The sequence below is a fragment of the Streptomyces tamarix genome (genome assembly GCF_032423885.1).
Taxonomy (GTDB): Bacteria; Actinomycetota; Actinomycetes; order Streptomycetales; family Streptomycetaceae; genus Streptomyces; species Streptomyces tamarix.
This window is the reverse complement of the sequence record NZ_JAWCTQ010000039.1, coordinates 18,265-41,973: the sequence shown is the minus strand read 5'-3', so window position 1 is coordinate 41,973 and position 23,709 is coordinate 18,265. Positions and strand designations below refer to the sequence as shown.

At 72.7% G+C, this 23,709-nt stretch carries 20 protein-coding genes; 16 read left to right on the top strand and 4 right to left on the bottom strand.

Translation table 11 applies throughout. The annotated features are described in order from the left end of the window. Nucleotides 1-390 precede the first annotated feature (390 nt). The 5 genes from RND61_RS25120 (at nucleotide 391) to RND61_RS25100 (ending at nucleotide 3,963) form a co-directional block, all read left to right on the top strand. Nucleotides 391-795, top strand: a complete 405-nt coding sequence (locus RND61_RS25120; protein WP_315880362.1) for a VOC family protein — start codon at nucleotides 391-393, stop codon at nucleotides 793-795. A gap of 251 nt (nucleotides 796-1,046) precedes the next feature. Then, on the top strand, nucleotides 1,047-1,640 hold the full coding sequence (locus RND61_RS25115; RefSeq protein ID WP_315880361.1) for an RNA polymerase sigma factor: 594 nt from the start codon (nucleotides 1,047-1,049) through the stop codon (nucleotides 1,638-1,640). Then, nucleotides 1,637-2,443, top strand: coding sequence for an Ada metal-binding domain-containing protein (locus tag RND61_RS25110; RefSeq protein ID WP_315880360.1), 807 nt, complete (start codon nucleotides 1,637-1,639; stop codon nucleotides 2,441-2,443). Before RND61_RS25115 ends, RND61_RS25110 begins: the two co-directional genes overlap by 4 nt. A gap of 40 nt (nucleotides 2,444-2,483) precedes the next feature. Continuing rightward, a complete protein-coding gene (locus RND61_RS25105) occupies nucleotides 2,484-3,071 on the top strand; it encodes a methylated-DNA--[protein]-cysteine S-methyltransferase (RefSeq protein ID WP_315880359.1) in 588 nt (195 codons plus the stop codon). A 70-nt stretch (nucleotides 3,072-3,141) separates the two neighbouring features. Next, complete coding sequence (locus tag RND61_RS25100) at nucleotides 3,142-3,963, top strand: 2OG-Fe(II) oxygenase (protein WP_315880358.1); 822 nt, start codon at nucleotides 3,142-3,144, stop codon at nucleotides 3,961-3,963. Nucleotides 3,964-4,275: 312 nt separating this feature from the next. On the opposite strand, the gene RND61_RS25095 is transcribed toward RND61_RS25100, so the two are convergent. Further along, nucleotides 4,276-6,006: an MFS transporter gene (locus RND61_RS25095; protein ID WP_391654091.1), complete on the bottom strand. Its 1,731-nt coding sequence runs from the start codon at nucleotides 6,004-6,006 to the stop codon at nucleotides 4,276-4,278. 198 nt (nucleotides 6,007-6,204) lie between these two features. Next, complete coding sequence (locus RND61_RS25090; RefSeq protein ID WP_315880357.1) at nucleotides 6,205-8,838, bottom strand: D-alanyl-D-alanine carboxypeptidase; 2,634 nt, start codon at nucleotides 8,836-8,838, stop codon at nucleotides 6,205-6,207. A gap of 178 nt (nucleotides 8,839-9,016) precedes the next feature. Between RND61_RS25090 and RND61_RS25085 the strand changes: the two genes are divergently transcribed. The 4 genes from RND61_RS25085 (at nucleotide 9,017) to RND61_RS25070 (ending at nucleotide 13,560) form a co-directional block, all read left to right on the top strand. Then, nucleotides 9,017-9,760, top strand: a complete 744-nt coding sequence (locus RND61_RS25085; RefSeq protein WP_315880356.1) for a GOLPH3/VPS74 family protein — start codon at nucleotides 9,017-9,019, stop codon at nucleotides 9,758-9,760. Between the two features lie 309 nt (nucleotides 9,761-10,069). Next, nucleotides 10,070-10,963 carry a helix-turn-helix domain-containing protein gene (locus RND61_RS25080; protein ID WP_315880355.1) on the top strand — a complete coding sequence of 298 codons (894 nt, stop codon included), beginning with the start codon at nucleotides 10,070-10,072 and terminating at the stop codon, nucleotides 10,961-10,963. 195 nt (nucleotides 10,964-11,158) lie between these two features. Next, entirely contained in the window at nucleotides 11,159-11,359 is a 201-nt protein-coding gene (locus RND61_RS25075) for a DUF397 domain-containing protein (RefSeq protein ID WP_315880354.1), read from the top strand. A gap of 680 nt (nucleotides 11,360-12,039) precedes the next feature. Further along, nucleotides 12,040-13,560, top strand: a complete 1,521-nt coding sequence (locus tag RND61_RS25070; RefSeq protein WP_315880353.1) for a sodium:solute symporter family protein — start codon at nucleotides 12,040-12,042, stop codon at nucleotides 13,558-13,560. Here the strand turns inward: RND61_RS25070 and RND61_RS25065 are convergent. After that, nucleotides 13,545-14,666: an ADP-ribosylglycohydrolase family protein gene (locus RND61_RS25065; RefSeq protein WP_315880352.1), complete on the bottom strand. Its 1,122-nt coding sequence runs from the start codon at nucleotides 14,664-14,666 to the stop codon at nucleotides 13,545-13,547. The genes RND61_RS25070 and RND61_RS25065 overlap by 16 nt on opposite strands. Nucleotides 14,667-14,853: 187 nt before the next feature. Here RND61_RS25065 and RND61_RS25060 point away from each other — a divergent pair, with 187 nt between their 5' ends. The 3 genes from RND61_RS25060 to RND61_RS25050 are packed head-to-tail and all read left to right on the top strand — an operon-like array spanning nucleotide 14,854 to nucleotide 17,851. Further along, on the top strand, nucleotides 14,854-15,936 hold the full coding sequence (locus tag RND61_RS25060) for an ABC transporter substrate-binding protein (protein WP_315880351.1): 1,083 nt from the start codon (nucleotides 14,854-14,856) through the stop codon (nucleotides 15,934-15,936). Continuing rightward, on the top strand, nucleotides 15,936-17,042 hold the full coding sequence (locus RND61_RS25055; protein ID WP_315880350.1) for a FecCD family ABC transporter permease: 1,107 nt from the start codon (nucleotides 15,936-15,938) through the stop codon (nucleotides 17,040-17,042). The genes RND61_RS25060 and RND61_RS25055 overlap by 1 nt, the downstream gene beginning before the upstream one ends. Further along, nucleotides 17,039-17,851 (top strand): ABC transporter ATP-binding protein, encoded by an 813-nt coding sequence (locus tag RND61_RS25050; protein WP_315880349.1) that lies wholly within the window; start codon nucleotides 17,039-17,041, stop codon nucleotides 17,849-17,851. Before RND61_RS25055 ends, RND61_RS25050 begins: the two co-directional genes overlap by 4 nt. A 122-nt stretch (nucleotides 17,852-17,973) precedes the next feature. On the opposite strand, the gene RND61_RS25045 is transcribed toward RND61_RS25050, so the two are convergent. Beyond that, entirely contained in the window at nucleotides 17,974-18,714 is a 741-nt protein-coding gene (locus RND61_RS25045; protein ID WP_315880348.1) for a hypothetical protein, read from the bottom strand. A 548-nt stretch (nucleotides 18,715-19,262) separates the two neighbouring features. Here RND61_RS25045 and RND61_RS25040 point away from each other — a divergent pair. The 4 genes from RND61_RS25040 to RND61_RS25025 all read left to right on the top strand — a co-directional run bounded on the left by RND61_RS25040 (nucleotide 19,263) and on the right by RND61_RS25025 (nucleotide 23,588). After that, on the top strand, nucleotides 19,263-19,934 hold the full coding sequence (locus RND61_RS25040) for an HAD family hydrolase (protein WP_315880347.1): 672 nt from the start codon (nucleotides 19,263-19,265) through the stop codon (nucleotides 19,932-19,934). Between the two features lie 32 nt (nucleotides 19,935-19,966). Beyond that, nucleotides 19,967-20,944 (top strand): isocyanide synthase family protein, encoded by a 978-nt coding sequence (locus tag RND61_RS25035; RefSeq protein ID WP_315880346.1) that lies wholly within the window; start codon nucleotides 19,967-19,969, stop codon nucleotides 20,942-20,944. Then, entirely contained in the window at nucleotides 20,941-21,738 is a 798-nt protein-coding gene (locus tag RND61_RS25030) for a TauD/TfdA dioxygenase family protein (protein ID WP_315880345.1), read from the top strand. The genes RND61_RS25035 and RND61_RS25030 overlap by 4 nt, the downstream gene beginning before the upstream one ends. 77 nt (nucleotides 21,739-21,815) lie before the next feature. Continuing rightward, nucleotides 21,816-23,588: an NAD(P)/FAD-dependent oxidoreductase gene (locus RND61_RS25025; protein WP_315880344.1), complete on the top strand. Its 1,773-nt coding sequence runs from the start codon at nucleotides 21,816-21,818 to the stop codon at nucleotides 23,586-23,588. Nucleotides 23,589-23,709: the final 121 nt, after the last annotated feature.

Sequence of the window (23,709 nt, the reverse complement as noted above, 5' to 3'; positions counted from 1 at the left end):
CGCCGTCGGGCTCCGGCGCGCGGCTCCTCCCCCGCCTGTGCCGCACGGCTCGTCCGGGGAGGCCGTCCGGAGAGGCGGGAAACTGCTCGAACCCGCCCGCCGGTGCCCCACCGCCTTCCCGCGCACCGCCCCGGAGGACCCGTCATACCGGAAACGGCCCGGGAGCCGGTTCGTCCCGCAGCGGCGGCCCGGCGCGTCGGTACAACGGCCGGGCACGGCGGCCCGGCGCAACGGCCCGGCGCGGTGGCGGTTCCGGTCGGCCTCGAACGGCAGGCGCCCGGTCTCCGGAGGGACGGCCACGGCCGCCGCGCCTCGCGCCGCTCCCCGCACGAGGCGCGGCGGTTGGGCGGACCGCTACCGTCCGAGCCCGTGAGCTGCGAGGATCCGGGCATGGCGAGTGCTCGGCTGGAGATCAAGGACGTCATCATCGACTGCGTCGACCCGGAGCGGCTGGCGTCGTTCTGGGCCGAGCTCCTGGGGAGGCCGGTCGCGGGCAGGACGGGGCCCTACGTCTGGCTCGCGCGGGGCACGGGGCCGGGGGTGGGCTTCCAGAGGGTCTCCGGGCCGAAGGCCGGCAAGAACCGCGTCCACCTCGACCTCTCCTCGCCGGACCCGGCCTCCGCGCAGGCGCGGATCGAGGCGCTGGGGGGCCGGCGGCTCGACCGGTACGCGACCGGCGGCTTCCTGGTCATGGCCGACCCGGAGGGGAACGAGTTCTGCGTCATCCCGCCCGGGCCGTTCGAGGTCGACGACGACGGGCACACCGACTACCTCGACGGGGATGGCGGCGCCTGAGCCCGGCGGTCATCACCGGCCCCGAACCCGGCCCGCCGCGCCCACCGGGGTCCTGGCGGCCGGTCCGCGGGCCGTGGGCCGCGCGGCGCGGAACCGCCCGGGACGCGCGGGGCGGTGGTCGCCGGCCGAGGGCCCCGGACCGGGAGGCCGTGGAGGTCCCGGCCCAGGGCGCTGACCGCCCCGGCCCGGGCCGATGCCGCCGGCCCGGCGTTCCTGCAACCCTTCCGTCCGGGGCGGTGTTCTCTTCAGTGATGGACGAAAAGGCCGAGCAACAGTTGACCGACCTCCTGGCCGCGGACCTGGACGGTGGGTTCACCGAGCTGGTCCGGGTGCACGGGAGAGCGGTGTACACGTTCCTGCTCCGGGTCTCCGGCTCCGCGACCGAGGCCGACGATCTGGGGCAGGACGTGTTCCTGCGCGCCTACACGGCATTACAGGGGTACGACCCCGAGCGACGGAGGGAGCTGAAGCCCCGTGCCTGGTTGTTGACCATCGCCACGAACGTGTGGCGCAACCACGTGCGCACCTGCACGCGACGCCCTGCCCTGGCGGGGGTGTCCGTGGAGGACGCCGCCGGTTCCTGGGCCGACCACAGGCCCGGGCCGGAGGAGCGCGCTGCGCTGGCCGACGACCGGCAGCGTCTGGTTACCGCACTGCTGGAGTTGCCCGAACACCACCGGATAGCGGTCGTGCTCCGCCATGTGATGGGGATGAGCTACGCGGAAGTGGCAGAGGTGCAGGGGTGCGCGGTCGGGACGGCCAAGGCACAGGTGTCCAGAGGGTTGAGAAGTCTCCGACAGCTACTGGATCCGGAGGTACCCGTGTGGGAGGAGGTGACGACGTGAAACAGAGTGACCACGAGGCGCTGACCCGTCTCGAACGGGCAGCGGGCGACCTGATCGGACTCGCCGCAGACCCTCCGGATGACTTCGCCCTGCGCGTGCTGCGGCGCGTCGGCATCCAGCGCGAGCAGTACGACACGTACGTCCACCTCGAAACGCCCGCCGGCGGCCTGTTCGTGGCCGCGGGGCCGCACGCCGTGACGGGTGCCGCGCTCGCCTCGGCGGGGCTCACGGCGACGGCCTTCGAGGAGCTGCACCGCGTGCGTACGCACCGCTCGGCCATACGGTCGGCCAAGCCGTTCCCGGGAGTCGTCCCCGCTCTACGGACCGGGCGGGCGGGGAGGCTGCCCGTCGACCTGTCCGGCCTCACCGCGGCCGAGCGGGCGGTACTGGAAGCCGTACGGACCATTCCGGCAGGGCAGTTGAGACCCGTGGGCTGGATCGCGCGGGAAGCCCGGGTCCCGACAACCACGGTGGTCGGTGCCCTGGCGAGGAACCCGGTGCCCGTGCTGGTCCCCTCCCACCGTGTGACGCACGACAGCGGCGCCCCCTGCGACGCCGACCTCGTCCCCGGTGCGGGGGACGCGCTGCGCGCCGCGGAGGGGATCGACCTGGAGAGGGTCGCGGAGCTCCGCCGCGGCGGGGTGGTGTTCCTCGGCAGCGACACCACGCGCATCTACTGCCATCCGACCTGTGCGCACGCCCGCCGCATCGTCCCGCGCCACCAGGTCCCGTTCCGTACGGCGCACGAGGCCGGCCGGGCCGGGTACCGCGCGTGCAAGAGCTGCCGGCCCGTCACCGCGTGACACGGGTCCGGCGGAAACGACGAACACCACGGAGTTCCCCATGCGAACCACCAGCTACCCCGCCACCGCTACCGCCGCTACCGCCACCGTCACCGCCGCCGTGGCGGTGCACGCCACGCCCCTCGGGCCGCTCGTGCTGGCGGCCACGGGCGAGGCGCTCGTGCTGTGTTGCTTCGACCCGCCCGAGGCGGCCGTGGAACGCGCGAGGAGATCCGGGTTGCCCACGACGGAGGAAGGGGAGGCCACAGCGGCGCAGCGACGGGTGCTGGACGAGGCACGGACGCAACTCGACGCCTACCTGAGCGGCGGGCGCCGCGACTTCACCATGCCGATGGACCTGCGGCTCGCGACGCCGTTCAGCCGCCGGGCCGTATCGATACTCGGGGAGTTCGTGCCGTACGGGCGGACCGCGACGTACGCGCGGCTCGCCGAGGCCCTCGACCGGCCGCGGGCCGCCCGGGCGGTCGGGACGGCGCTGGGCGCCAACCCGCTGTGCGTGGTGCTCCCATGCCACCGGATCGTCAGCTCCACGGGCGGCCTCAACGGATACGCGGGCGGCCTGGCAGCCAAGCGGTACCTCCTCGACCTCGAAGCGGCGGCCCGCCCGGCGGACCGTCTGCCCCTGTGACCGGCGGGCGCCGGCGGACTTCCCCGCCGCCGGAGCCCGCCACCTCCTTCCGACCCGGAGAGTGGAGCACGTGAGCGCCTACGAAACACCGCACCTGCCCGGCCTGACCCGCGCGGCCCCGCCCCCACCCGTGACTCCGCCCGTGTCCCCGGCCACACCCCCCGTCGACGCCGCCCGCCGGGGCACCGACGGCGGACTCCTCGCCCTCCAGAGCCTCGACTGGTCCGCGCTCACCGCCGAGCTGGACGAGGAAGGAGTGGCCCTGACCCCGCCGCTGCTGTCACGGGACCAGTGCGCGCGGCTCCGGGAGCTGTTCGACGAACCCGAGCTGTTCCGCAGTACGGTGACGATGGCGCGGCACCGCTTCGGCGAGGGACGGTACCGCTACTTCGCCCACCCCCTGCCGGACCTCGTGCAGACGTTGAGGCAGCGGCTCTACCCGCCGCTCGCGCACATCGCCAACACGTGGGCGGAGCGACTGGGAGAGCCCGGGTTCCCCCACGACCACGAAGACCTCGTCGCGGCCTGCGCCGCCGCCGGCCAACACCGCCCGACCCCCCTGCTGCTCCGGTACGAGCCGGGCGGCTACAACTGCCTGCACCAGGACGTGTACGGGGAGCTGACGTTCCCCCTGCAGGTAGCGGTGATGCTGGACCAACCGGACGAGGACTTCACCGGCGGTGAGAGCGTGTTCGTGGAACAGCGGCCGCGCGCCCAGTCACGCCCCATAGTCAAACGGCCCCGGCAAGGCCAGGGCATGATCTTCGCGGTCAGCAACCGCCCGGTCCGTTCGGTGCGCGGCTGGAGCCGGGTGACCCTGCGGCACGGGGTGAGCGCCGTGCACAGCGGACAGCGGCACGTGCTGGGTGTGATCTTCCACGACGCCCGGTGAACGGGCGGCTACGTCCGGACCAACCGCCGAACGGACACGGTTCCCGCCTCCCCGCCACAGCGAGCCGCCGCTCCTGACACAAGCTCTGGCCCTTCGCGGCCACCCGCGCCGCCCCGGGCCCCGCCCCCGACTCCGGGCCCCGGCCCCGGCCCCGACTCCGGAACTGCCCCTCCCGCCGGAGAATCACTGGAGATCCACACCACCACGCCCGCATACGGTCGCTTCGCGAAGGCGCATGGCACTCAAGGCTTGGCTTCGCACCACGGTCAACCCTGCGGCCCCTCTGTCTGGCAACAAACGTGCCAAGGGCCCTCAGTCGGGTGCCGCGGGGCAGGGAGTGCCCCGCGGGAAGAGGGTGTACGGCGAGGCCAGGTGGTAGGTCCCCGCCGAGGGGACCTGGAGTTCCGTCCACTCGTCGCCGTCCGCCGTACGTGCGGACTTGCGGAGGCAGGGCGCGCGCCCGGCGTCCCCCGGCGGTGCCAGGCGGTCGCCCTCCTCGTCCACCAACGACAGCCAGGGCGAGTGCGGGATCCTGACGAGGACCGTGCCCGGCTTGTCCACGCGGAGCGTCACGCGGTCCGCCGCCGCCCGGTCGACCGTCGCCGCCGGGCCCGCCAGAGGCGTCGCGTCACGGACGGAGAAGAGGCGCCAGTGCGCGTCGGACCACACCAGGTCCAGGTACGGCAGGCCGCCCTCGATCAGGGCGGTCTCCTCGCGGGCGCCCGTGTCGGGCGTGCCGGTCGGCAGGACGACGTACCGAACGGCCCAGCGGTCCAGCCAGGCGCGGTAGTTCGCGGCGGTCAGGGAGCCGTCGTAGAAGACCGGGTTGCGTTCCAGGTCGGCCTGGCGGTTCCAGCCGCGCGCCAGCGTGACGTACGGGGCGAGCGCGCTGGACTCGCGGTGGCTGCGGGCCGGGACGACCTCCACGCGGGCCCGTTCGGCGCCCCGTCGCTCCAGCTCGTCGAGCAGGGGCCGCGCCGCGTGCTCCGCCCAGGACGCGTGGGGCGTGGTCACCAGCACGTCGTCGACGCTCTTGAAGCCGACCCACCCGTGGAACACCACCAGCGCGGCGAGCAGCCCGTACCGGACCTGCCGCGACGCCGCGTACGGCACGGCGGCCAGCAGCACCACGCCCGCGAACAGCATCGGCAGCCGCGTCACGTTCGAGCCGATCTGCGAGTCGACCAGCCAGGTGAGGAGCGCGCCGACCGCGTACACGGCGGACGCCGTACGGACCGTTCGCCACGACCGGTCCGCCGCCAGCAGGCACAGCACGCCGAACGCCAGCGGCAGCAGCACCGTCCCGAACGCCATCGGCTGCGTCCCCGAGAAGGGGAACAGCAGGGCCGACGCGGCGACCACCAGGACCGGCGGCACGCCCAGCGCGTACGCGGCGGGGCGCCGCCCGCCGAGGAACAGCGCCGCCGCGACGACCCCCAGGAACAGTCCCGCGACCGGGCTGGCCGCCGTCGCCGTCCCCGCCAGGAGCGCCGCGGTGGCGCCGCGTACCGCGCGGTTCGGGCGCGGGCCGCGCGGCCGGGGCCACCGGCCGCAGAAGACGACGGCCACCGCGCCCAGCGCGAACGCCAGGCCCAGCCCGAACGTCACCCGCCCCGACAGGGCGTTGCACAGCAGCGCGAAGACCGCGGCCAGCGAGCAGGCGAGCGGGTTGCGGACGGCCCGCGTCCGCACCAGGACCAGCGCGGTGAGCGCCGCGGAGGCCGTCCCGGCGGCCATCATCGTCGCCCGCACGCCGAACAGCGCCATCACGTACGGTGAGAGCGCGCTGTACGAGACGGTGTGCATCCCGCCGTACCAGGAGAGGTTGTACGCCGAACCGGGGTGCCGGTCCGCGAAGTCGGCCCACGCGTCCTGCGCCGCCAGGTCACCGCCGCTGTTCGCGACGAACAGGAACCAGCCGGCGTGCAGGACCGCCGCGAGGACCGCCGCCGTGACGACGACACCGACCGGCCCGACCCACCGGATCCGCCCGGCCGATCCCGTCGACCCGGCCGATCCCGACGACCCGGCCGGCCCCGTCAACCCAACCGGCCCGGCCCGCCCGGCCGATCCCGTCGGCCCGGGCGTCGGGAGCCCGGCGCGGAGCGCTGACCGGCGTCCGGCGCGGCGGCGCCACCCGCGCGGGGCGGGCGGTTGCGTGGTCGTCACTCGTCGGCTCCCTGTCCGGTACGGGCGAGGGCGCCCCGGTGTCCGGGGCGCCCCGGCGCCGCGTGGTGTGCGTCAGCCGATGCGCGTCAGCTTCGCGCCGAAGCCCGGCTCCTCCAGGTCCCGCTGGAGCGCGACGGGAACGCCGACCCGGCCCTCGCCGGAGCCGACCGCCAGCTCGCCGACGACCGTGCCCTCGGCCGCCGCGCCCGGCACTCCGCCCTTGCCGTCCTTGCCCTCGGTGAGCTTCAGCTCGACCTCCAGACCCGCCCAGCCGACCGGCTTCAGGTCCTTCGTCGCGACGACCGGGGTACGGCCGCCGAGGCCGTCGTCGACGTATCCGACGACGTCGCCCTTCTTCACGGCCGTCGCCGAGACGACACCGTCCTGCGCGGCCTTGATGAGGCCGTAGCTGTACGTCTCGACGGCGAGCTTCGTCCTCTCGGAGAGCGTCACGCCGGACTTGACGTTCATCACGACGCCGATGACGCGCCGCACCTCCCCGTCGACCACCGTGTTCGCGGACCACAGGAGGTTGCCGCCCGCCGGGGTGGACGTGCCGGTCTTGATGCCGTTGACGCCGTCCTTGAGCAGGATCGTGTTGCCGTTCTCCAACTGCCGCCCGATCTGCGGCAGGTTCAGGTTCGGCATGTCGACGATCTCGCGGAACACGTCGGACCTCATCGCCGCCTTCGCCAGCTTCAGCTGGTCCTTGGGCGTGGAGACGGTGCCCTTGTCGAAGCCGCTCGCGTCCGTGTAGACCGTGCCGGTCATGCCGAGGTCCTCGGCGGTGGCGTTCATCTTCTTGATGAACGCCTCCTCCGAGCCCGCGTCCCAACGCGCCAGCAGGTGGGCGACGTTGTTCGCGGAGCGGACCATCAGCAGTTGGAGCAGCTCGCCCTGCGTGTACCGCTGGCCCTTCTCGACCGGCGCGGTGGACCAGTCGGGGTTGCTCGCCTGGTCCTCCGTCTTCTGGTCGATCTCGATCTTCGGACCGGAGTCCTTGTCCTTGATCGGGTGGTCGCGGAGTATCACGTACGCCGTCATCACCTTGGCGACGCTCGCGGTCGGCGCGGGGGTCTGCGGCCCGTACGTGCCGACCACTCCGACGCCCTCGACCTCGACGGCGCCCTGGCCCTCGGTGGGCCACGGCATCTTCAGCCGGCCGCCCTCGAAGGTGTACGTCGCGTCGGCGGAGAGCGTCAGCGACGGGTCGGGCAGCGGGCGGAGCAACTGCACGGTCGCAAAGACGATCAGCAGGAGGACGACCAGAGGCGTCCAGATCTTGACGCGGCGGACCAGCGTGCGGACCGGGGTGTCCGGTGGGGGCGGCGTGTTCGTCAGCTCCGCCAGCAGGTCGAGCGGCGGACGCGGCGGCATGGGCTGCTGCTTGGTCCGCTCCGCCTCGGTGAGGGACGGCGGGGTGACGGCCGCGGTCATCTCGGCGTCGTCGAGGGCGGTGTCGGCCGCCTCGGCGGACGCGGTGCGGGAGCCGGTGCCGGCCGCCGCGGCGGTGGCCGCCGCGGTCGCGGTGGCGCGCGCGGAGGCGGTCCCGCCGGTCTTCGCGGTGCGGGTCGCGGCCGCGGCGGGACGTACGTCGTCGGAGCGCAGCGGAACGAACGTGCCGGGCCGCTCGCCGTCACCGTCCGCGCCCGCCGCCCACTTGGGCGCGGGCTTCCCGTCGACCGGCTTCCCCTCGGCCCCGGACGGGAGCGCCTTGAGCGCGGTGGTGGGCTGGTCCACGGCGGGAGCGGCGCCGTCGCGCTTCCCGGGCGCCTTGAACACGGCGGTGGGCTGGTCCACGGGCCCGGCCCCGGATCCGGCCTCGGGCTTCGCCCCGGATCCGGCCTCGGCCCCCGCCTCGGGCTTCGCCCCGGCTCCGGACTCGGCCTCCGTCTTGGACTCAGACTTCGCCCCGGACTCGGTCTCCGCCCTGGACCCAGGCTTCGTCCCGGACTCGGGCTCCTCGGCCGCGTCCGTCCCGGAGTCGCGGGTCGGCTCCGACACATCGGAGGTCCCCGCCCCGGACGCCTTCGCCGCCCGGGAGCCGGCCGTGGTGCCGCTCGCGGTACGGAGCTTCCCGGCCGCGTCCGCGCCGGCCGCCTCGGGTGCCCCCGCGTCGCCGCGCGCCCCGGAGACCGGGGAGGCCGCGTCGTCCCGCCCGCCCTCGGCCGCCGGGTCCGTTTCGCCCTCGCCCTCGACTTCGTCTTCGTCGGGCGTCTCACCGGCACCGGAGCCGTCGGAGTCGTTGTCGGAGTCGTCATCGGAGTCGCCCGAGGCGCGGGACGGCCCGGGGACCGCCGTCACGCCGGACGGCCCGGACGCCCCGTCCTCGCCGGACGACGCGTCGGTCACGCCGGAAGCACCGGCGCCATCGGAAGCACCGGCCTCATCTGCGGAGGAGGGCCCGTCAGGCTCGTCGGAGGTGGAGGGCCCGTCGGCCGGGGTGGCGGGCTCGGGGTCCGATTCCTCCGAGGTCTCCACCGGCTCGGCCGTCACGGCCTCTTGGCGCTGGGCGATCAGCGACGGCTTCGCGGGGCGCGGCTCCGTCGTCTCCGCGGTCGGCTTCGGGGCCTTGAAGACCGCCGTCGGCTGGTCCACTCCGGCCGGGGTCGCGTCGCCGACGGCGAGCCGCGGATCGCGGCCGCCGGCCGCCCTCTCCCCCGGAGACCTACGCTGCTCCGACTTGTCGGGGGACTCGCCCGCCACCGTGCCTCCTCAACCAACGCGTTGTCCGAACCATGTACCAGTGTCCTGTGTGAGCGCTTGACTCCCGTGCAAGACGAGAACGACATACCTACCGGTTCCCGTACGAAGCACCCGGGTGCTCTCGACAGATGAATGTGAGAGGGGTCACCCTGTCATTCATCCACGCGGGGAGGCATGGATGGGCAGGAGCCGCAGAACACTTCCGGAGGAGCTTCTGCTGCTCGCTCTGGACCCGGCCACGGGTACCACAGCGCAGCCGCAGTCGCTCGACCTCGGTCTCGCCGGAGCACAGCTAGTGGAGCTGGCTCTGGCAGGACGGATAGCCCCTGACGGGGATCGTATCGCCGTGGTGATGCCACGGCCGACAGGAGATCCGACGCTGGACTCCGCACTGGAACTGCTGCGCAGGCGCGGCAGTCCGGTTCGGGCCGTCCACTGGATAGGCGGGCCCCGGCTGGGGCTGCGTCAGACGTACCTCTCGCACCTGGAGCGCTGCGGCATGGTCCATGCCGTGGAGAGCCAGATGTGCGGGGTACTGCCGACGACCCGCTACCAGGCGACGGACACGGCCATCAGCCGGGAGATCAGGGCCCGGCTGGACAGCGCGATCCGCACCGGTGTGCCGCCGGACCCGCGGACCGCCGCACTGGCCGCGCTCGCGCACGCGGTGGGTCTCGGCAAGCACCTGTACCCCGGGAACGAGGGGCGCTCGTCGCGCTCCCGGCTCCGGGATCTGATCCGGCACGACCCCATGGGCGGTCTCGTGGCGCACGCCGTGATGGACGTCCAGAACGGCGTGGGCGCGCAGCCGCGCCGTACCGCCGCACAGGGAGGCAACAACGGCCGCCAGGCCGCCGCCGCCCCGTTGCGGTCCCCCTCGCGGCCCGGGCCGGGTTCCATGGCCCAGGTCGCCGCCCACTGAGCCTCGACGCGTTCGAGCGCCCCGGCGGGCCCGCGGCGGCACCGCGCCGCAGCACCACGCAGCACCGCAGCACCACCCGTAGGGGGAGCGCCACGCCCGTACGGCACCTCCGTCCGATCCGGCCCCCACACGGGCCGGGTCGGGCGTCACACCGGACGAGCGGGGCGGCCACCGGCCGCCCCGCGCGTTCGCGGTCGCTCACCCGTGTGGCAATTCTCCAGCGCGGCACGTCCTTTGGTGGCAGTCTGCTGAGCAGTAGACACACAGAGCAACGCCAGCAACAGCCAGGCAGCCGGAGGTGCAGTTCCCGTGGCGTCCAATGTCAATCCCACCGTCAGGCGACGCAGACTGGGCATGGAGCTCCGCCGGTTGCGCGAGCAGAAGGGCATGACGGCGGAGGAGGTGGCGGAGCGCCTGCTGGTCTCGCAGTCGAAGATCAGCCGCCTCGAGAACGGCCGCCGCTCGATCAGCCAGCGCGACGTGCGCGACCTGTGCGGGGTCTACGAGGTCGAGGACCGGCGGATCGTCGACTCGCTCATGCAGATGGCGAAGGATTCGCGACAGCAAGGTTGGTGGCACGCCTTCGGCGACATCCCGTACAGCGTGTACATCGGTCTGGAGACGGACGCCGCGTCGCTGCGCGTGTACGAGCCGCAGGTCGTGCCCGGACTGCTGCAGACCCGGTCGTACGCGCAGGCCGTCATCACCGGCGCGCTCCCGGAGGTCCCCGCCTCGGAGATCGAGAAGCGGGTGAACGTCCGTACGCGCCGCCAGGACCGGATCAACGACGCGGAGAAGCCGCTGCGGCTCTGGGCGGTGATCGACGAGGGCGCGCTGCGCCGGGTCGTCGGCAGCCGCGAGCTGATGGTGGCGCAACTGGAGGCGCTGATCGAGCAGTCGCACCTGCCGCACGTCACCGTGCAGGTGCTGCCGTTCGAGATGGGCGCGCACACGGGGATCAGCGGGCACTACGCGATCCTGGAGTTCCCCGACGCGACCGACTCGTCCGTCGTCTACATCGAGGGCGTGACCAGCGACCTGTACCTGGAGAAGCCGAACGACGTGCAGCGGTACACGGTGATGTACGAGCACCTGCGCGCCCAGGCGCTGGGGGTGGAGCAGAGCCGGCGGTTCATGGCGAGGATCGCGAAGGACCACGCGGAGAGCGAGCCGCCCGCCTTGCCCGGGTTCGTCCGGGATTGATGGATGCGCTGCTGGAGAAGCCGGCACGGTACAGCGTGGTCGGCCACCAGCGGAAGGCCATGCCGGGGCATGCCATCCGGTCGAGTGAACGACGGTGCCGGGCCGGGAGGCCGGGCCGGTAGCGTCGATCACGCCAGCCTGAAGGGTTGGCGTGGCTGCCAGTCAGCCACCACCAGCCAGAACCGGAGCTAGATCATGGCCATTATTCAGGGCGCCACGGACACCTGGACGAAGTCCTCGTACTCCGGCGGGAACGGCGCGTGCGTCGAGGTCAAGTCCCCCGTCGTCGCGTCGATCGCGGTCCGCGACTCGAAGGTCCCGGCGGGCCCGTCGATCACCTTCGTGCCGGACGCGTGGAACGCGTTCGTCCGCGAGGTGAGCACCGGCTCCTTCTGAGCCTGACGCCCTTTCCCCGCACTGCGCGTGAGCCCTCTCGACTGGTCCGCCGTCCCGGCCGAGGGGGCTCGTCCCTGTCCGGGCCCGCTGCCGGAACGGCTGCCGGGGCCCCTGCCGGGCCCGCTCCCGCGAGCCGCTCCGGGGCCGCTCCCGGGTCCGTTGCCGGCCCCGCCCCTCGCCGGTTCCCCACCGGCTCCTTTTCCGGACCTTTCCGTACGGACGGTCGACATACCGGTGAGTACCCGGCAGGGTGGCCCGTGAGTGGCACCGCCGGGTCCCGCCTCCCCGCTCCGGACCCCGGCGCTTCCGCGCACCCCTCCGCCCTGCCCTGCCCCGCTTCTCCTCTTCCTCTCCCCTCCTCCTCTTCTCGGCCGCACGGGACCCGCATCCCGCGCGGCCGTCGTCGTGTACGCACGGCCGTGGAGGCCCTGACGAAGCGCCCGGTCATACTCCGCCGGGGCGCGCACCGACGACAACGGCCCCGATGGTCAAGAACAAGTAAAGTCGTTCTGCTTGGTGACCTGCGTTCACATCCTTGACCCTGAAAGGTCTTGACCGGTCCCTCGAACGGAGGGTTCAATCCCCGAGAATCCCCCGCTCCCGCACGGGGGAAACCGCTTACTCAAGCCGCACTGACGAAGTGGCGTGGTGTTCACAAGGCGGACCCCCGGAGGGGACACATGAACAGTCTCGACTGGGCCGTGCTCATCGGCTACTTCGGCGTCATGGTGGCGATCGGGCTCTGGTCGCACAAACGAATCGACGACGTCGGGGACTTCTTCACCGCGGGCGGGCGGATGCCCTGGTGGCTGTCCGGCATCTCCCACCACATGTCGGGCTACAGCGCCGTCATGTTCACCGGCTACGCCGGCATCGCGTACACCTACGGCATCACCTCGTACGTCACCTGGTCCTTCCCCATCGCCATCGGCATCGCCATCGGGGCGAAGCTGTTCGCGCCCCGGCTCAACCGGCTGCGCTCCCGGCTGGGCGTGGCGTCGCCCCTGGAGTACCTGAAGAACCGTTACGACCTGCGCACCCAGCAGGCCCTCGCCTGGTCCGGGGTGCTGCTGAAGATCGTCGACGTGGGCGCCAAGTGGGCGGCCATCGCGACCCTGCTCTCCGTCTTCACCGGGATCTCCCTCAACCAGGGCATCCTCATCACCGGCGTCATCACCGGCATCTACTGCACCGTCGGCGGACTGTGGGCCGACGCGCTCACCGAACTCGGCCAGTTCATCATCCAGTTCTTCGCCGGCATCGCCATGCTCGTCGCGGTCCTCGCCGAGCTCGGCGGGTTCAGCGCCCTGTGGACCGTGTGGGACCGGCCCGAGCTCCAGGGGCACGCCGAGCCGACCGCCGGCCCGTACACGCTGACGTTCCTGCTCGCGTACCTCTTCATCAAGACCTTCGAGTACAACGGCGGCATGTGGAACCAGGCCCAGCGCTACATGGCCACGCCCAACGCCCGCGCGGCCACCCGGTCCGCGTGGCTGTCGTCCGTGCTGTGGCTGATCTGGCCGCTCGTCCTGTTCTTCCCCATGTGGGTCGCGCCGCTGCTGGTGACGCCGGAGAAGCCGGACGCCTCCGACTCGTACGCCCTGATGACCGAGCAGCTCCTGCCGCACGGCCTGCTGGGTCTGGTCATCGTCGGGTTCTTCTCCCACACGATGGCGATGTGCTCCTCCGACGCCAACGCCATCGCCGCCGTCTTCACCCGCGACATCATGCCCGTCCTGTCGAAGGCCGCCCGCTCCTGGACGCACCGGGCCGGGCTGATCGCGGCGCGCTGGTCGACCGTCGCGTTCCTGGCGCTCTCCATGGCCATCGCCACCCAGGTCAACTCGCCCACGTTCAAGGACATCATCACCGTCGTCATCAAGTGGGTGGCCGGGCTGATGGGGCCGATCGCGATCCCGTTCATGCTCGGCATGCTGCGCGCCTTCCGCCGGTCCGGGCCGACCGCCGCGCTCGTCTCGTGGGCCGCCGGGCTGTTCGCCTTCTGGCTCACCAACTACGGTCTCGACGGGATCGAGTTGCAGATCCAGATCGTGTCGCCGGTCGCCACGTCGCTCGTCCTCTACGTCCTCATCGGCTACCTCAAGCCGGAGGACACCCCCGAACGGGACGCCGTGCTCGAACAGATCAACACGGAGGCCCCCGACACCGCCCCCGCCCCCGCCGTTCAACCGCGCGGGTAGCGGGCCAGCCAGCCCGGCGCGGCCGTCGACGGACCGTGCAGCGCCGGGCCCTGCGTCATCTCCATCGCGAAGTCGTCGGCCAGCTCCAACAGTGTGGACCGCCCTTCCAACTCGGCCAGCCAGGCCGGCGGCAGGGCAGTCTCGCCGTGCAGGGCCCCCAGCAGGGCACCCGTCAGCGCGCCCGTCACCTCCGACGGGCCGTCGTGGTTCACGGCCAGCCGCAGCCCGTGCCGCACGTCCTCGCCGACCAGGGCGCAGTACACGGCGATCGCCAGGGCGTCCTCCGCCGACTCCCCGTCCGTGTCGCCCAGCGACGCGATCCGGTCCGGGGACGGCACCCCCTGGCGCACGGCGGCCACGGCCCGCTCCAGGGCGCCGGTGACCGGCTCGTGGCCGGGCCGCGCCGCCAGTTGCGCCACCGCGGCCCGCACCGCCGACTCGACGTCCTGGCCGCGCGCCACCCCGTGCACCACCACCGCGTACGCGCCGGCCGCCAGGTAGGCGACCGGGTGGCCGTGGGTCTGCGTCGCGCACTCCACGGCGAGCTGGCACACCAGGTGCGGCTCCCACCCGACCAGCAGCCCGAACGGCGCGGACCGGACGAGCGCGCCCGCGTCCCGCGCCCCCGGGTTCTTCGGCGCCGCCGGGGTGCCCGGGACGTCGTCGGCGAGGCCCGTCAGGCAGGCGCGGGCCGGGTCGCGGCGGCTGTACAGCCACTCCTGGGAGGCGAGCCAGCCGTTGTCCTCGCGCCGCTCGTCGGGCCCCCAGTCCCGCTGGGTCGCCGCCCAGCGCAGGTACGCGCGGTGCAGGTCGGTCGGCGGGTGCCAGACGCCCGTGTCGCGGCGCACCTGGGCGCGGATCAGGCCGTCCACGGTGAACAGGCTGAGCTGCGTCGCGTACGTGACGGCGCCGCGCCGCCCGTGGACCGGCACCAGGTCGGTGAGCCCGTCGGCGCCGTGGGCGTCGCGGACGGCCTCGACGGGCAGGCGGGCCACGCAGGCGCCGAGGGCGTCGCCGACGGCCCCGCCGAGCAGGCAACCCCGTACGCGGGCGCGGTAGTCCTGCTGTTCGGCCCGGCCCCAGACGGCTGCCGCTGTGGTACTCACCGAGAGGCCCCTCCCCCACGACGTGGCTCCGGCGCAGCACTGTAATCGAACGGCCGCCTTCCGCAGGAGGCCGTGCGGGAAGGGGTTCCACGGACGGGCGAACCCGCCGGGAACTCCACGGGAAGCCGCGCCGACTACTTGTCCGGGGTCGTTCTCCGGCCCGAACGGCAAGGAAGGGTCAACAGTGGTGAGGCAACCTCGCGTGTGGTGCGGGATCGCGGCCGTCCTGGCGTTCGCCGCGGTCGGCTGCGGCTCGGACGGCGGTGGCTCCGCGTCGTCCGGCGGCGCGGCCGGGGGAGCGGGCGCCACCGCCGGCTTCCCCGTGCAGGTGACGGACTGCGAGGGCGGTCGCACGACGGTCGAGTCGGCGCCCCGCGCGATCGTCACCAGCAACGCCGCCGCCCTGGAGCTGCTGCTGCGGCTCGGCGCGGGCGACAGGGTCGTCGGCACCGGCTTCCCGCCCGGCAAGGGCACCCTCCCCGGGGAGCTGGACGCGCAGGCGCAGAAGGTCCCGGTGCTGAGCCGGACCGTCATCCCGAAGGAGAAGCTGCTCGGCTCCGGCGCCGACCTGTACATCGACACGTTCGCCTCGGCGAACCGCGGCGGGCACGGCATGGGCGACAAGCCGACCGAGAAGGAGTTCCGCGCGGCCGGCATCACGCACGTGTACCTGAAGTCGACGGCGTGCGCCGCCGCGGCGAAGGCCCCCGTGACCGACCTCACCGCGGTCACCGGGGACATCGAGGCCCTCGGCGCCGTGACGGGTACGTCCGACAGGGCGGCGGAGCTCGTCGCGGAGATGAACCGGAAGGTCGCGGCCGTCCAGAAGGCCCTCGGCCCGACGCCGGAGAAGGACCGGCCGACGTACTTCTTCTTCGACTACGACGCCGGTACCAAGCAGCCCATCGCGGTCTGCAACCGGCAGGTCGCGAACGCGGTCATCACCCTGGCGGGCGCCCGGAACGTCTTCGCCGGCTGTGACGATACGTTCCAGCAGGTCGGCTGGGAGGACGTGGTCTCCGCCGATCCCGACTGGATCCAGCTGGCCGTCCGCGACCGGGGCAGCGCCGCCGCCACCGAGAAGGCGTTCGACGAGGCCCGCGCCTGGCTGGAGGGCAACGCGGCGACGCGCGGCCTCAAGGCCGTCAAGGAGGGCAAGTACCTGCGGATCGGGTCCGAGGCGACGACCATCGCCGGGGTGCGCAACGCCGACACGGTGGAGAAGATCGCCTCGACGCTGTACCCGAGCAAGGTGAAGGCCGGACGGTAATGCCGACAGTGGAGGCGAACGCGCAGACCACCCCCGCCCGCACGGGGCCGGACCACACGCCTGGCAGGGCGCCCGGGGTCCGGCACGTGCGGGCCGGGGTCCTCGCCACCGTGCTGGGTGCGGCGCTGCTCGCCGCGCTCACGTTCGCCGTGGCGTGGGGGTCGACGGACGTGCCTCCGCGCGAGGTGTGGTCGGTGGTGCTGCGGCGGCTGTCCGGCGAGGCGCCCCGGCCGGGCACGTCGGACCTGATCATCTGGCAGCTCCGCCTCCCCCGGGCCCTGCTGGCCGCCGTCGTCGGCGCGGGGCTCGGCCTCGTCGGCACGGCGGTGCAGGCGCTCGTCCGGAACCCGCTCGCCGACCCGTACCTGCTCGGCATCTCCTCCGGCGCGTCGCTCGGCGCGGTGGGCGCCCTGGTGCTGGGCCTGGGCGCGGGCGGCGCGCTCGGGCTCGGCACGTCGGGCGCCGCGTTCGCCGGGGCGCTGGCCACGTTCGCGCTCGTGTGGCTGATCGCGCGGCGCGGAGGCGGTTTCTCGCCGCTGCGGCTGGTCCTGGCGGGGGTGGGCATCGGCCAGTTCCTGACCGGGTTCACCAGCTACCTCGTCCTCCAGGCCGGGGACGAGCAGCAGACGCAGGGCGTGCTGTTCTGGCTGATGGGCAGCCTCGGCGGGGCGAGCTGGGAGACCCTCGCCGTGCCGGCCGCGGCCGTGCCGGTGGCGCTGCTGCTGCTCCTGGCGCGGGCCCGGGCGCTGAACACGATGATGATGGGCGACGAGACGGCGGCGGGGCTCGGGGTGAGCCCGGCGCGGCTGCGGCGCGAGCTGTTCGTGGTCACCAGTGTGCTGACCGGGGTGCTCGTCGCGGTGTCCGGGGCGATCGCCTTCGTCGGCCTGATGGTGCCGCACGCCTGCCGGCTCCTCGTCGGCGCGGACCACCGGCGGCTCCTGCCCGTGTCGGCGCTGTTCGGGGCGGTGCTGCTCGTCGTCGTCGACATCGTGTGCCGTACGGCGCTGGACACGCAGGAGCTGCCGGTCGGCGTGGTCACGTCCCTGATCGGCGCGCCCGCGCTGCTGTACCTGCTCGACCGGCGCCTCGGGAGGAACGCGTGAACATCGCCATCGAGGAGCTGAGCGTCGCCTACGCGGGCCGGGCCGTCGTGTCGGGTGTCCACCTGATCGCGGCGGACGGTGAGATCGCGGGGCTCGTCGGGCCGAACGGCAGCGGCAAGTCGAGCGTGCTGCGCACCGTGTACCGGCACCTGCGGCCGGCGGCCGGCCGGGTGTTGGTCGACGGGCGCGACGTGTGGGGCCTGACCCCCGTACAGGTGGCGCGGTGCGTGGCGGCGCTGCCGCAGGAGCGGACCAGCGACTTCGAGCTGACGGTCGGCGACATCGTCATGATGGGCCGCACCCCGTACAAGGGGCCGTTCTCCGGGGAGGACGCGACCGATCGGGCCGTGGTGGCGCGGGCGCTGGAGCGGGTCGGGATGGGAGAGGCGCGGGGCCGGTCGTTCTCGGCGCTGTCCGGGGGCGAGCGGCAGCGGGTGCTGCTGGCGCGGGCGCTGGCGCAGGACCCGGACGTCCTGGTGCTGGACGAGCCGACGAACCACCTGGACGTCCTGCACCAGGTGGAGCTGCTGGCGCTGCTGCGGGAGCAGCGGCGCACGACGCTCGTGTCGCTGCACGACCTGAACGCGGCGGCGTCGGTGTGCGACCGGCTGCACGTGCTGCACCGGGGGCGGGTCGTGGCGTCGGGGACGCCGCGGGAGGTGCTGACGCCCAAGCTGCTGGCGGAGGTGTTCGGGGTGCGGGCGGCGGTGGTGGAGCACCCCTTGACGGGTGACCCGCTGATCGCCTTCGACCACCGCTCCCCCGCGGCGGCGGCCCCGCCCCTGACCACGGAGGCGGTGGCCCCGTGACCCCCGGCCGCGCCGTGTCCGCCGCCCCGGCCGCGGGCATGCGCGCGCCCCTGCGGGCCCGCCCCGTCCCGTGGGGCGTCCGCCCGCGGCCGGCCGGCGGGCGGGACCCGCGGGGGCCGGGGTCAGGTGGCTTCCCGGGGGGCCGCCGCGCGGGCGCGCATGGTGGCGAGGACGTCGTCGCGGTCGTAGTAGACCTGGCGTCCGTCCTTGCGGCGCCGCCACCGGTGCGTGTTGGCCAGCCAGTACACCGTGCCGGAGGCGATGCGCCAGCCGGTGGAGATGTCCTGCGCGGTCAGCCCCGCCGCGCCGCGTCCCGGGCGCGACGGCGTCTCGTGCAGGGTGTGCCACAGCTCCGGGGACCAGGTGTGCCCGCGCTCGGCGGTGCACGTGATCGCGGCCCGGCCGGACGGCGACGTTCCGGAGCCGAGGTGCGCGATGAGCGTGCCCCGGCAGCCGGGGCGCACGCACGGCCCGACCACCATGTGCCGATCGGTGCGCCCGGACAGCACGCCCCAGGCGGACGTGACCAGTTCGTCGGTCTCGGCCACGAGGTCCGCCGCCGCCTCGTGCCCGGCCAGCCATCCGGAGTGGTGGCTGAGGAAGGCCAGCAGGGCGACGGTGTTGCGGGTCGGGGCCTGGACGCCCCGCCCTTCTCGGACCACGGCGGCCCAGCTCGCCAGCGTCCGGCGGATGCGGTCCCTGACGTCGACGGCGCGGCTGTTGAGCGGGATGCCGGGGGTGCCGCGTTCCCGGACCCGCTCGACCACCCCTTGTGGGGGCCGGGCCGAGGTCAGGGAGTGGGTGAGTTCGTTGTACAGCTCTCCAAGGGCCACCAGGTTCTTGGTGATCCGCCGGCGGGTCACCTGCGCGCTCGTGCTATAGGCAGGAATAGAGGCACATGGCATAGGGCATCCTCTGCAGGCGTATGACGACAGCATCATGAGCCTGAGGCTCCGGGCTACCAGGTCGATACCGTTCCGTTCCCGCTCGCCGGTGTCGGTGGACGACCCTTGACAAAAGCCTGTGGCCGCCAAGAGGATGGGCCTCAGGTTGGTGTTTCATGTCCGGTTCGGACAGCACCTCCCGGGGGCCTCCAGGTTTTTCGCGTAAACAACGCGTAAAACGATGATGAACCACATCCGTTGACTTTTCGTTCGCACATATCCCCAGCTCAGCTGGGGTGTTCAGCATGCACGCGGGGCGCCACGGCGTCCCTTTCGTTCTTCCCGGACACGCCGCCGACACGCCCGGCGAGCCCCTTTGACATACGCCCCGCCGGGCCGTTCCCTCGTCGTGGCCGGAAGCGACCCGCCGGGCGGTATTGATATTCCCGCCGGCTCCGTACCAGCATCGAGGAATTGAGGCCGACATCACTACGCGCACGGAAACCACGGAAACCGGCTTCCGAACCGTGGACACAGTCCTTTTTGATCTCGACGGCACCCTGGTCGACACGCTGGACGACATCGTCCGCGCGGTGAACGCGGCCCTGCGCGACCACGGCCTTCCGGTCCTGTCCCGAGCGGAGGTCAGGGACCGGGTGGGCGAGGGCGGTACGGCGCTGATCGACGCGTCCGTACGCAAGTCCGGGCGCGCCGTGGGCCCCGCCGTCGTGGCCCGCGCCCAGGAGGCGTACCTGACCGGTTACGCCGCCTCGCCCGCCGAGGGGTCCCGGCCGTACCCGGGCGCCGAGGCGCTGCTGGAGCGGCTGCGCGCGGCGGGTGTCCGCACCGCGCTGTGCACCAACAAGGCCGGCGGCGTCACCGGTGAGCTGCTCAAGGCGCTGCGCCTCGACGGCTGCTTCGACGCGGTCGTCACCGGGGACGGCCCGGCCGGGCGCAAGCCGTCGCCCGAACCCCTGCACCACGCGCTGAAACTGGCCGGCGGCACGGCCGGTCTCATGGTGGGCGACAGCCGCCACGACCTCGCCGCCGCCCGGGCCGCCGGCATGCCCGCGGCCTGGGTGAGCTTCGGATACGGACGGCCGGGGCCCGCCCAGGCCCCGGATCTGGAGCTGGCCCGCCTCGACGCGCTGGAGACCACCGCGCACACCGCACGCATCCGGTTCCACACGATCCGATGACCGAACCCCACTTATCCCTCAAGGAGGGAACGATGTCCGGTTCACCCGCGGACGACATTCTCCGCCTGGTCTTCTCGTTCCGCCGCCTCGCCCACGGGCCGGCCGACAGCGCCTGCGCCACCGGGACGTGCGAGGAGTGCTTCGCGCTGCACCGGCCGAAGGTCGAGCGTTTCATCGAACAGGGCGTTCCCATCCACTTCGTGATCCCGGCGTTCCCCGCCAAGTCGCCCAACCCGGAGAAGGTGCTCGGCACGCTCCCGGACATGGCGGAGCGGGTGTCGCTGGAGTTCCTCCAGGAGTTGTGCGACTACACCCGCCACTACTACGAGCCGGGCGCGCGCATCACCATCTGCTCCGACGGCTACGTCTTCAGCGACCTCGTCGGCGTCCCCGACGAGGTCGTCCGCGCGTACGGCGCCGAACTGGACTTGTTACTCCGGGCGATCGGCGCGGACGCGATCAACACGTACGGCCTGGAGGACGCGTTCCCCGGCTTCCCCTACGACGAGCAGCGGGCCATGCTCACCAGCCAGTACGCCGTCCCCGTCGAGGACGTGCGCGCCCGCGCCCTCGCGGACCCGGCCGCGCGGAACATCTTCGGCGGGATACACCGGTTCCTCTTCGAGGACCGGATGGCCCTGAGCACCGGCCGCAGCCGCAACAGCGTCCGCGAGGAGACCAAGTCCCTCGCGTACCAGGTGATCCAGCGCAGCGACGCGTGGAGCAACCTCGTCGAGGACTTCTTCCCCGAGGCGCTGCGGCTCTCCATCCACCCGCAGGTCAGCCACTCCGCCAAGATCGGCATCCACATGATGCGGACGAAGGACAACTGGCTGACCCCCTGGCACGGCGTGGCGCTCGACGACGGCGATGGAGTGCGCCTCGTCAAGCGCCACGAGGCGGAGAAGCTCGGCGCGACGCTCGTCATGCGCGGCGGCCGGGTCAGCCACTACATCGCCCCGAACGTCTCGTCATCCCTCAAGCCGCTGATCGAGGAGGTCGCGTCATGACCGAGTACACCGTCACCGCCCTCAAGCCGTTCGGTGCCGTCGTCGAGGCCCGGCAGGAGGGCACCGACCTCGGCGAGGTCGACCTGGACGCCGTCCGCGCGCTGGTCGGCGAGCACCGCGTGGTCGTCCTGCGCCGGTTCCGGACCTGGGCGCACAAGGACGAGCTCGTCGCGTACGCGCGGCGCTGGGGCGACCTGCTGTCCTGGAACTTCGGCGAGGTCCTCGACCTGGAGGTGCACGCCGACCCCAAGGACTACGTGTTCACGCCGGGCCCCGTGCCCTACCACTGGGACGGGGCGTTCGCGGAGAAGACGCCCACGCACCAGATCTTCCAGTGCGTGAAGGCGCCGGCCCGCGACACCGGCGGCCGTACGACGTTCTGCGACACCACGATGGTCCTGGACGCGCTGCCCGCCGAGAAGCGCGCCCAGTGGGAGGCGCTGAACGTCACCTACCGCAAGGAGAAGACGGCGCACTACGGCGGGCACATCACCGCCCCGCTCGTGCAGTCGCACCCGCACACCGGCGTGCCGATCATCCGGTACGCCGAGCCGCTGGACCCCGAGGAGTTCCTCAGCCCCCTCTTCCTCGACGTGGAAGGGCTGCCGGAGGGCACCGACGCGGAGGCGTTCTTCGCCGACATCCGAGAGCGCCTGTACTCCCCGGACGTGATGTACCAGCACGCGTGGGAGGACGGTGACTTCGTCATCACCGACAACCACGCCCTGCTGCACGGCCGTACCGCGTTCACCCAGGGCTCGCCGCGCCACCTTCGGCGCGTGCACGTCCTGTGAGCACCACAGGTACCACCCGTACTACCCGTACCACTCGCACCATCCGTACTGCATCGGACAACGAGAGGCGAGACTTGATGCGACCGTACTACGACGTGGTGATCATGGGTGGCGGCCCGGGCGGGTCGTCGCTCGCCGCCCTGCTCATGCGGCAGGGCGGTCTCAGCGTCGCCGTGTTCGAGAAGGAGGACTTCCCCCGCGAGCACATCGGGGAATCCTTCGCCCACCCGCTGATACCCGTCCTGGAAGAGACCGGGGCGCTGGAGAAGGTCCTGGCCAGCGACTGTTGGGTGAAGAAGTTCGGCGGCATATTCCAGTGGCGCGGACAGGACCCGCACGTCGCGTTCTTCGACCACTTCAACACCGTCCGCGACGGCGCGTACCGCTGGGCGATCCACGTCAACCGGTCCGAGTTCGACAAGATCCTGCTCGACCACGCCCGCGACCTGGGCGCCGAGGTGTTCGAGGGCACGGCCGTCTCGGACTGCACGCTGCTGCCCGACGGCGAGGGCCAGGAGGTCACCCTCAAGGACGGCCGCACGGTCCGCGCCGGGTTCTTCGTCGACGCCTCGGGCCGCCGCAACAGCATCGTCACCAAGAAGCGGCGCGAGTGGCTGTCCGGCTACCGGAACATCGCCATCTGGCAGCACTACCTCGGCGGCAAGCCGACACAGACGCTGGAGGGCGACTGGAACATCTTCCGTGAGGGGGACATGTCCCCGATCGGCTGCTTCGCGTTCCGCGACGGCTGGTGCTGGTACATCCCCGTCCGGAAGATCATTGACGGGAAGCGGGTGACCACCCACTCGATCGGCATCGTCACCGACCCGAACATCCTCAAGCAGCCGGGCACCGACTTCACCGATCCGGAGGTGTTCCTCCGCACGGTCAAGGAGGTGCCGAAGCTCAAGGAACTCATCCAGGACGTCACGCCGATCGACAACAAGATGCTGACGGCCACCAACTACTCGATGATCAACAACAAGTTCGCCGACTACGAGGGCCGCTGGATCCTGCTCGGCGACGCCTCGTACTTCGTCGACCCGCTGTTCTCCTCCGGTGTCGCCTTCGCCACCAACCAGGCCCGCGCCGCCGCCGCGCTGATCCGCGAGACGCGCCGCGAGGGCCTGAGCGAGGCCGAGGTGCGGGGCCTGTGGAAGGACTACGACACCGAGTGGCACGGCATGGCGTCGTCCTTCGCGCTCTCCATCGACCAGTGGTACTACGCCATCGGCAAGGACAACCCGGAGAGCGTGTACTGGAACAGCCGCGGCACCGAGGGCCCCGCGGGCCCCGACCACGAGACGACGTTCCAGGCGCTGCTCAACACGGCGTTCACCCCGGACCTCCTCCAGGTGCTGACGCAGGGCGAGGGCCTGTCGGCGCTCGACGTGAACGGCCCGTTCATGGCCGCGTACGCCGAAGCCAACGACCTGCGACTGGACGCCGAGACGAAGGTGTCCCTCAAGGAGAACGTCGCCGTCCTCCAGGGCCCCGCGCTGGACATCCCCGGCTTCAAGGCGGCGATCCCGCCGAACCCGGACCTCATGCCGGCGGAGGAGCAGAAGGCCATCGCCGACTACTGGGACGACCCGGTCCGCAACGGCGACCTCGTCGAGTCGCCGCTCGACCGGACGCTCCCCGCCCACCGGTTCTACTTCACCGACGACCCCGAGGGCACGCAGGTCCGCGGCCTGGACGAGCGCGACGGAGCGGCCGGCCTGTGGGAGCGGCTGCGCAAGGGCCCGGTGCTCTGGCACGAGCTGGTCCAGGACCTCGACGAGGGCCAGCAGCGGCTCCTGAAGCGGCTGCTGCACGCCGGGATGCTGGACCTGGGCGCCCGCGCCTGACGGGCGGACGCACCACGACAGCACCCGAGGCACCACCCGTACCACCGCACCACCGGTAAGACCCGCGTCGCCGCCGCCCGCCCCGCCCGCCGCAAGCCGGGCGGGCGGGCGGCGGCACGCG

Excerpts from the sequence above, each read along its gene's own strand:
- RND61_RS25120 (WP_315880362.1), top strand. The coding sequence starts at position 391 with ATGGCGAGTGCTCGGCTGGAGATCAAGGACGTCATCATCGACTGCGTC.
- RND61_RS25115 (WP_315880361.1), top strand. The coding sequence starts at position 1,047 with ATGGACGAAAAGGCCGAGCAACAGTTGACCGACCTCCTGGCCGCGGAC.
- RND61_RS25105 (WP_315880359.1), top strand. The coding sequence starts at position 2,484 with ATGCGAACCACCAGCTACCCCGCCACCGCTACCGCCGCTACCGCCACC.
- RND61_RS25085 (WP_315880356.1), top strand. The coding sequence starts at position 9,017 with ATGGGCAGGAGCCGCAGAACACTTCCGGAGGAGCTTCTGCTGCTCGCT.
- RND61_RS25075 (WP_315880354.1), top strand. The coding sequence starts at position 11,159 with ATGGCCATTATTCAGGGCGCCACGGACACCTGGACGAAGTCCTCGTAC.
- RND61_RS25070 (WP_315880353.1), top strand. The coding sequence starts at position 12,040 with ATGAACAGTCTCGACTGGGCCGTGCTCATCGGCTACTTCGGCGTCATG.
- RND61_RS25055 (WP_315880350.1), top strand. The coding sequence starts at position 15,936 with ATGCCGACAGTGGAGGCGAACGCGCAGACCACCCCCGCCCGCACGGGG.
- RND61_RS25035 (WP_315880346.1), top strand. The coding sequence starts at position 19,967 with ATGTCCGGTTCACCCGCGGACGACATTCTCCGCCTGGTCTTCTCGTTC.
- RND61_RS25030 (WP_315880345.1), top strand. The coding sequence starts at position 20,941 with ATGACCGAGTACACCGTCACCGCCCTCAAGCCGTTCGGTGCCGTCGTC.
- RND61_RS25025 (WP_315880344.1), top strand. The coding sequence starts at position 21,816 with ATGCGACCGTACTACGACGTGGTGATCATGGGTGGCGGCCCGGGCGGG.